The organism is Brevibacillus sp. YAE8 (assembly GCF_057543335.1).
This window is the reverse complement of sequence record NZ_BAAIYG010000001.1, coordinates 260,878-269,245: the sequence shown is the minus strand read 5'-3', so window position 1 is coordinate 269,245 and position 8,368 is coordinate 260,878. Positions and strand designations below refer to the sequence as shown.

Here is an 8,368-nt window from a genome sequence, read left to right as displayed (position 1 = left end):
TGATTAACTGTGAACGCACTCTTAGCTATCCATCCCATCCACCACGATTCGCGAAACTGCAAGGAGGACACCATCGTTTCCGTCGCCACCTGGTGGAAGCGCGATTACGCCTTGATGTTTTTGGAATCGTGGGGATTTACTTTTGACCGCACGCAATGGCAGCGAACAGGGAAGCTGTACCAGAGCATTACACCAGGAATCGGAGACATGTTGAACTTGCTCAAGCACTTGCACGGCATCGAAATCGTGGTGAAAGGGAATGCATCCTGGCAGGACACGGTCGCTTTGGTGGAGAGCGAGCTGCAAGCATCAAGGCCGGTCGCCATTGATCTGGATTCCTATTACTGCCCGTGGAGCCACGGCTATCAGAAATACCATTCGCTTCATACGTGCCTGATCGTAGGCGAAGACAAGGCCAATCAGCGTTATACGCTGGTGGACTGCTTTTACGAACGGCAAAACGTAACGATTGCGATAGCAGATTGTTTTCGCCACGAGTGCAGAGGGATCGCGCTGTTTCGCAAGCTGCCGGATAGCGAGCAAGTTTTCTGCTGGAAACAGACGATCCTGTATGCGTTGAAGCAGACGCTGTATCGAGAGCACGAGCAGCACGCCTTCGCGCAGATGAGAGAATTTGCCGATGTTTTGCAGCAGTTGCCAACCGTCGCCGGCGAGTTTGCCGAAGCGCCGCAAGTGTGGATGTCGCCGTTGCTGTCCGTTTTGCACGCGATCAGCAACGGCCGCAAACATTTTGCAACCGCCTTAGAGTACGTGAGCGACCGGTACGACGTAGACAGCCTTGCTCCGTTGATTCACGACTTGTCCTACTCGGCGGCTCAATGGAGCACGGTGCTGTCGATGCTGACGAAAGCGTACTACCAATCGGGCGACAGCGCGCTGATTCAGCGAGCGGCGAATAAAATCCGGACGGTTGCCGAACTGGAGGAAAAAGTGGCCAACCAGTTGCAAAACATTTGCGCAGAGAGGCCGCCCGATTATCGAGTGGCAGACAGGCGCGAGCAGGCGAAAGCCGGGGCCGACTACAGCCAGATGACATTCGTCGACCTGTCCGCTCATTGCAATAACAAAGGCTTCAGCCGCTTGGCCGATCCTGCGTGCCCCGCCGACTTGACGCTGATGGGCGAAGTATTTTTGCTGGAGGATATGCCAGATCAGCCGCTATGGCATGTAAACGGGGTGCCGTTTTCTTTGCCTGCGCTTGCGGAACCGCAAAACGACAATATTTCCTGCGCCGGGCAAGAGCTGCCCATCCCGGAAGGCCACTATGCGAGCCTGTTGATCCTGGGCTGCTCAGAGTGCGGGAGCTACACGGAGCGCATCGAAATGGGCTACGAAGACAACGCCGTCAGCTACATTCCGCTCCAGTTTACCGACTGGTGCATGGAACCGATTTTCGGGGAAACGACGGCATGGGTAGGAAAAGGCGCGGTACGCCGAGAGGGCCGGGTGGAACGGCTTGATTTTCCGGTCAGGCTGCTGGTGCAGCAATACTATTTGAACCAGAGCCGAAAGCTGCAGCGCATCAAGTTGCCGGATTGCCCCAACATACATATATTTGCCATGACCTTGATGGCAAAAGGATAAGCATCGCTTGCATAACCGACTCTCCTGGACAGACAAGCCTCGTCGCGTTTGCCTGCCGCCGGGGAGCCGCGAGGAACAAAAAACCGGGAGCAAAGGAGGGGAACCATGAACGAGAACGCAAAAACAGGCTTGGAAGTCGCCATCATCGGGATGTCGGGCGCTTTTCCGGGCGCGAAAAATCTCGAGCAATTTTTTCATAATGTGAAAAACGGTGTGGAGAGCATCTCCTTTTTTTCAGAAAAAGAACTGGAAGAAGCGGGCGTAGCGGCAGAGGCGTACAAAGCGAAAAACTTCGTCAACGCCAAAGGTCACCTGGAAGAGAGCGACTATTTTGACAACAACTTTTTTGGCTACACCCCGAACGAAGCCCAATATATGGACCCGCAGACCCGCTTGCTGCACGAGCATACGTGGAAAGCGCTGGAGGACGCGGGTTATCCGCCAGGTACGACCGATGACGCTGTCGGCGTCTACGTCGGAGGGCGCCCTCATTTTCGCTGGGAGGCGCTGTCCATGTTTGTAGGCACGCACAACGGAGCCGAGGAGTTTGAAATCGCCCACCTGAACGACAAAGATTTGATGAGCACGAGAGTGTCCTATAAGCTGCATCTGACAGGGCCGAGCTATACGCTGTTCACGGCGTGCTCCACGTCATTGGTCGCCGTGCACGTAGCCTGCCAGGGCGTGCTCAGCGGGGAATGCGATCTCGCAGTAGCTGGCGGCGTCTCCGTTACGAGTCCGCTAAAAAACGGGTATGTCTATCAGGATGGGATGATTTTGTCATCCGATGGCCATTGCCGCGCCTTTGATGCCGAGTCCAGCGGAACGGTGGTGGGCAACGGGATCGGACTGGTGATTTTGAAGCGTCTGGACGATGCCTTGCGCGATCGCGACCACATATACGCGGTCATTAAAGGAAGCGCGATCAATAACGATGGCAACCGCAAAGTCGGGTACACCGCTCCAAGCGTAGACGGGCAGGTGGAGGTGATTCGTGCCGCTCATCGGGTAGCGAGCGTAGACCCGGCGACGATCGGCTATGTCGAGGCGCACGGAACCGGGACAGCGTTGGGCGATCCGATCGAAGTCAAAGCGCTGACTCGCGCTTTTCAGACAGGAAGAAAAAATTACTGCGGGCTTGGCTCCGTCAAAACCAATATCGGGCACCTGGACAGTGCGGCGGGGATCGCCGGATTGATAAAGACGGTGCTCGCACTCGACAACAAATGCTTGCCGCCTACCTTGCACGTTTCCAGGCCGAATCAAAACCTCGAGCTGGAAAATACGCCCTTTTTTCTGGTAGATCAGGCGACAGCGTGGGTCCGGCCTGAAGGCCCGTTGCGAGCAGGGGTCAGCTCGTTTGGCGTGGGCGGAACGAATGCGCACGTCGTGCTGGAAGAAGCGCCCGCGAGCGGCAGCTCGCGGTCCCGGACGCAGGAGAGCAGGCTGCTCGTATTTTCCGCAAAGAGCGAAGCAGAGCTGGAGCGTGCGACGGACGACTTTGTAGCTTTTGTCAAGCAGCATCCGGGTGCCGACCTTGCCGATATCGCCTACACGCTGCAAATAGGCAGGGCGCCTTTTTCCTATCGGCGCTATGTGGCCTGCAGCGCCATGGCAGATGCTTGCGCCGCTCTTGCGCAAAACAGGCCGCAAGCTTTTGGGCTGGCGAAAAAGGCGGTCCCGCCGATTGCGTTTGTGTTCTCCGAGCTGGGCGCAGAGGAAGCGGCTTTGCTGTACCGAGCGGGCTTGCAGAGCGCGTATTGCCGGGACGAATTTGCAGCGCTGCTGCAGCAGGCAAGCGAGGCAGTGGGGACTGCTGGCGCGCAGTTGCTCGATGCTTTCTCTGCGCGCGGGCAGATCATGTCCTTTCTGTTCCAACTGGCCGCAGCCAAATGGTTGCAGCGCATCGGAGTACAGCCCGCTGCAGTCGCGGGAGCGGGCAGCGGCGAGTATGTGGCTGCTTGTCTCGCCGGTGTCTTCTCCGTAGAAGAGGCGCTGACGCTTGTGGAAAAAAGGGGAGAGCTCCTGGAAGAACTGAGCGGAAGCGAAGGCGATCTGTTCTTGCTGGAAGCTCTCCAGGCCGAGTTGTTTGACGCTTTTCGCTCCGTCCAGCTCTCGTTGCCGTCTGTTCCGGTCGTGTCCTGCGCGGCGGGGAAAACGGTTTCCCGCGAAGTGACGATCCCGGACTACTGGGTGAACCGCCTCGGACAAGGCGAGGCAGAAAGCGAGACACTTGGGGCCTGGCAAGAAGCAGCCGACGGGATGGAACAGCTACGGTTTGGCCGAGCGAAAAAAGCTGCCGGGGACGTGCGGACAGCGGCGGAAGCCGATAGCGCGTCCGGCGTGCTGTCTCTCGTAGCAGGCCCGGCCGATATCGAGCAGCGCCTTCTCGAAGCGATCGGCCACTTTTGGTCAAAAGGCTGCCCGATCAAATGGGCCGAGTTGAACAAGCATCTTAGCCAAGCGCGCGTCTCGCTTCCTACGTATCCGTTTACGCGCAAAAATTACGGGGTAGACGCCGAGCAGCTCAAACAACTGACTCATCTGCTGCAAGGTCAAGCGCGCGCTCAGGTTCATCCGCAAGCAGACGGCGCGACCGTCAAGCAGAACAGCGAAGACTGGCTGTACATTCCGTCGTGGACGCGCTCAGACGGCGGCGAGGCTGCACGGGAGCTTGCGCCTTGTCTTTTTCTCGTGTTCGCTACCCAAGACGCTGCCGTCATCCGCTGGATCGCGCAAATCGAGGCCGCGGGCCACGCCGTCGTCAGCGTCGAAGCAGGCGAGGGCTTCGCGCAGAAGGAAGCCGCCTATACGGTAAACCCGGACGATCGCGACGATCTGGTCAAGCTGTTGGAAACGCTGGCGCTTCCCGCAGACAAGCCGCTGAAGATCGTGCATTTCTGGTGCTACGGCCAGCAGGCGGACGCTACTAGCCCCAAGCGGGCGGCACAGCAATGGAATCGGCTCGGATACCACACCTTGTTGAACCTGGCGCGAGCCATCGGACAGCTTCGGCTCCAGCAAACGATTGCGGTCGATATCGTCGCGAGCGACGTGTTTGAAGTGATTGGAGACGAGGCGGTCGAACCCGCCAAAGCGACATTGCTCGGTCCGGTACGTGTCATTCCGAAAGAGTACGAAAACATGACGTGCAGGCTGATCGACGCCGACCGCCGCGAGAGTGAGCGCGTCGGCGGCCTGCTGTTGCAACAGTCCGACGGCGGGGAGGACTTCGCTGACCTTCTTGCCGTCCGCCATGCGTACATCTGGGAGCCTGCCTTCAAGCAGGTTCATCTGCCTGCCTCTGCTTCCACGGCTTCGCAGCGCCTCAAGCACGGGGGAGTTTACGTCATTACCGGGGGCCTGGGCGCGATCGGGTTGCATGTAGCCAAATTTTTGGCGGAAAAGTACCACGCGACGCTCGTCCTCATCAACCGCTCGCACTTTTTGCCGGAAGCGGAATGGGACTTGTGGCGCACGCTCCACGGCGAGGACGATCCGCTTAGCCAAAAAATTGCGCTACTGCGGGAATTGCAGGCTTCCGCGAAGCAGCTTTGCTTGCATCAGGCCAATATTGCCGATGAAGCGCAAGTGTTGCGCATTTTCAGCCAGATCGTGGAGGAGCATGCGTCAATCGACGGCGTCATCCATATCGCGGGCGTTCCCGACGGGGCGGTCATCCAGCGCAGAACGAGCGAACTGGACGAGGCTGTGTTTGCGACAAAAGTGTACGGAACGGTCGCCTTGCAAAAAGCGATCGAGCAATGGGCGCCCTCTATCGACTTTTTGCTGCTCTTTTCCTCGTTAAGCTCGGTCATCGCTCCGCCTGCGCAAGTAGCGTACAGCGCGGCGAATGCCTTTTTGGACGCATTTGCCCTGACCAATACGAGACAGGGCGTGTTCACCCAGGCGATCAACTGGGATGCGTGGGAAAACACCGGAATGGCCAGCCTCTCATCGGCATTTCGGCCGGACAGCTCCGCGCTTCCCGGCATTTCGTACCGTCCGTCGGAGCACCCGTTTTTCCGGTATGTCGTGCAAGAAAACAAAGGGCGCACGACGTTTTTGTCTCATTTTCAGGCGAGCCGAGACTGGATATTGGCCGAGCATCGGGTAGGAGACAGGGCCGTGCTGCCGGGAACTTGCTACGTGGAAATGGCCTGCGCCGCCTACGAAGCGCTCCATCCCGAGCTGGCAACCGGTTTGCGGCTTCAGGACGTGTTCTTTTTGGCGCCGCTTCTTGTTGCCGACGATGCCGCTGTGCATGTGCGAACGGTGCTGTTGCCGGATGACAAAGGCTATCGGTTTACTGTGGAAAGCCGCACGGACGCAGCAAACGGCAACTGGACTATCCATGCTCGCGGCTATGTAGGCGCGGGACAGAGCGAGACGCGGGACTATCAGCTCGCGGCCATTCGCGCTGGCTGCGCTCAAAGCGAGTACGGCCCAAGCGACTACAACAGCCTGCGCGACAGCCAGTTTACGTACGGGCCGCGCTGGAACAGCTATCGCCGGGGAAGATTTACCGCACAGCAAGGGCTGTCGCAGATTGAACTGCCAGCGGAATTTGCGGACGATACCGCCACCTATCGTTTTCATCCGGCGATCATCGACGTGGCGCTCGTTTACATGAATCGGGCGGAAACGGCTGGCGGCCCATACGTACCGTTTGCCTACAAAAGCATTGCCATTCACGGCAGCGTGCCGGAAAACGTGTACAGTCATATTCGCTTGCGGACAGCCGCTTCGCCGGACAGCAAAATCGTCGAGTTCGACCTGACGATTATGGATGAACAGGGACGGGGGATCGTGGAAATCGAAGGCTACCAGGTGGCGGCCGTCTCGGCACAACAGCCGGACAGGGACAGCGCGGGGATCGAGCAGCCGCAGTTGCAGGCGAAAACGGCTTCTTTACAGGCAGAGGATGAGGTGGCGCTCGCCACTCCAGCCCCGTCTTTGACGGTGGAGGAAGGACTGCGGCTGCTCGATACGGCGCTCGCCGCCAGTTACAGCCAGCTACTCGTCTCGACCGTCGATTTGCCTGCGCGGCTTTTGGCGTACAAGCGCCAGCGGGTGAGCGCATTGGCCGAAAGCGGCGGACAATCTGCTGATGAGCCGCAGAATGCCAGCAAGCCGAGCCTGTCGCTTGCGGAAGCGGAAAAGCTGATCGCGGACATTTGGCAGGCGATCCTGGGCCACGAGCGCATTGCCCGCGACGACGACTTTTTTGAGCTTGGCGGAGACTCGCTGAAAGTGTTGACGGTTGCCGAGCGGCTGTACCAGGCCAGCAGCATCAAAATTCCGATCGCGGTCTTCTTCCAGTCAACGACCGTCGAGAATCTGGCCCGCTACATGGCAGATATGCACGATGACGAACAAGCGTACACGGCGATTCCAAAAGCTGCGCCGCAAGCGTACTACCCGTTGTCGTCGGCGCAAAAGCGGCTCTATTTTCAGCAGCAAGTCCAGCCGGATAACGTCGCGTACAACATTCCGGAAATCACCTACATGGAAGGGGATTTCGACCTGGACAGGCTGCAAGCCGCCTTTAGGCAGGTCATTCGTCGGCACGCCATTTTGCGTACGGGCTTTGACGTCATCGAGGGGGAGATGGTGCAGCGCATTGCCGACGAGGTCGATTTTCAAGTGGAGTACAGAGAGCTGGCCGAAGCGGACGTACAGCAGACAGTTCGGCAGTTTATGCAGCCTTTTGACTTGCGGCAGCCGCCCCTGATGCGGGTAAAGGTCGTCCGATACGCCGCGCAAAAATATGTATGGCTGTTCGACATTCACCATATCGTTGCCGACAATATCTCGGTTGCGATTTTGCAAAACGAGTTGATCCATTTCTACAATGACGAGCCGGAAGCGCTTGACCCCGTCACACTGGAATATGTCGATTTTGTCGCGTGGCAAAACGAACGGATTCAGCGCGGAGACTACGACAAGCAAACCGCATACTGGCTTATGCAACTGTCGGGGAAGCTGCCGGAAGTCCTTCTCCCGACTGATTTCCCCCGCCCGTCTGTGCTGAGCTATCGCGGCGACATTTATCCGTTCCATTTGGAAAAAGAGACGACCGCCAAGCTGAAAGAAGCGATGAAGCGCAGCACGACCACCTTGTTTATGAACATGCTCGCGATCTTCCACGTCTTGCTGCACAAATATACGGGGCAAGAGGAAGTCGTCATCGGAGCGAGTCTCGCCGGAAGAAATCACGCGGATCTCGCAAAAATGGTCGGGATGTTCGCGAATGTGCTGCCGTTTTATTCGCGGCTTGCGCCAGACGTTGCGTTTGGCGATTACGTCAGCGAAGTAAAAGCAAACAGCTTGCAGTTGTTCGAGAATCAGGACGTGCAGTTTGAGATTTTGGTGGAGCAACTCGGATTGACTCATCAGCTTAGCGCCCATCCGCTGTTTACGGTCATGCTCGTGCTGCCGGATTTCAAGCCTGCCGAAGTGACGATGAAGGGGCTTACGCTGAAATCGTACCCGTTCCGCAACCCTTCCTCGAAATTCGACCTGACTTTGTGGGTGTACGACTACGACAGCAGCATCGAACTGCGCATGGAATATTCGACCGATTTGTTTACGCGTAAAACAATCCAGACGATGAGCGAACATTTTCTCGCCATTGCCAAGCAAGTGGCCGACAACCCGGACGTGCGGGTCAAAGACATCGTTTTGGATACAGGACTGGCCAAAGCAGCAGCAGTAGCGCTGCTGGATGACGGAGACGATTTTGCCTTTTGAGCAATCGAGA

Annotated in this window: 2 protein-coding genes; both read left to right on the top strand. The window is 57.6% G+C overall.

The window, feature by feature from the left end:
* Positions 1 to 9 precede the first annotated feature (9 nt).
* The gene (locus AC27IT_RS00705) at positions 10 to 1,605 is read left to right on the top strand and encodes a BtrH N-terminal domain-containing protein (RefSeq protein ID WP_283857807.1); all 1,596 of its coding nucleotides are present in this window, start codon (positions 10 to 12) and stop codon (positions 1,603 to 1,605) included.
* Positions 1,606 to 1,710: 105 nt separating this feature from the next.
* Positions 1,711 to 8,358: an SDR family NAD(P)-dependent oxidoreductase gene (locus AC27IT_RS00700; protein WP_487091475.1), complete on the top strand. Its 6,648-nt coding sequence runs from the start codon at positions 1,711 to 1,713 to the stop codon at positions 8,356 to 8,358.
* Positions 8,359 to 8,368: the final 10 nt, after the last annotated feature.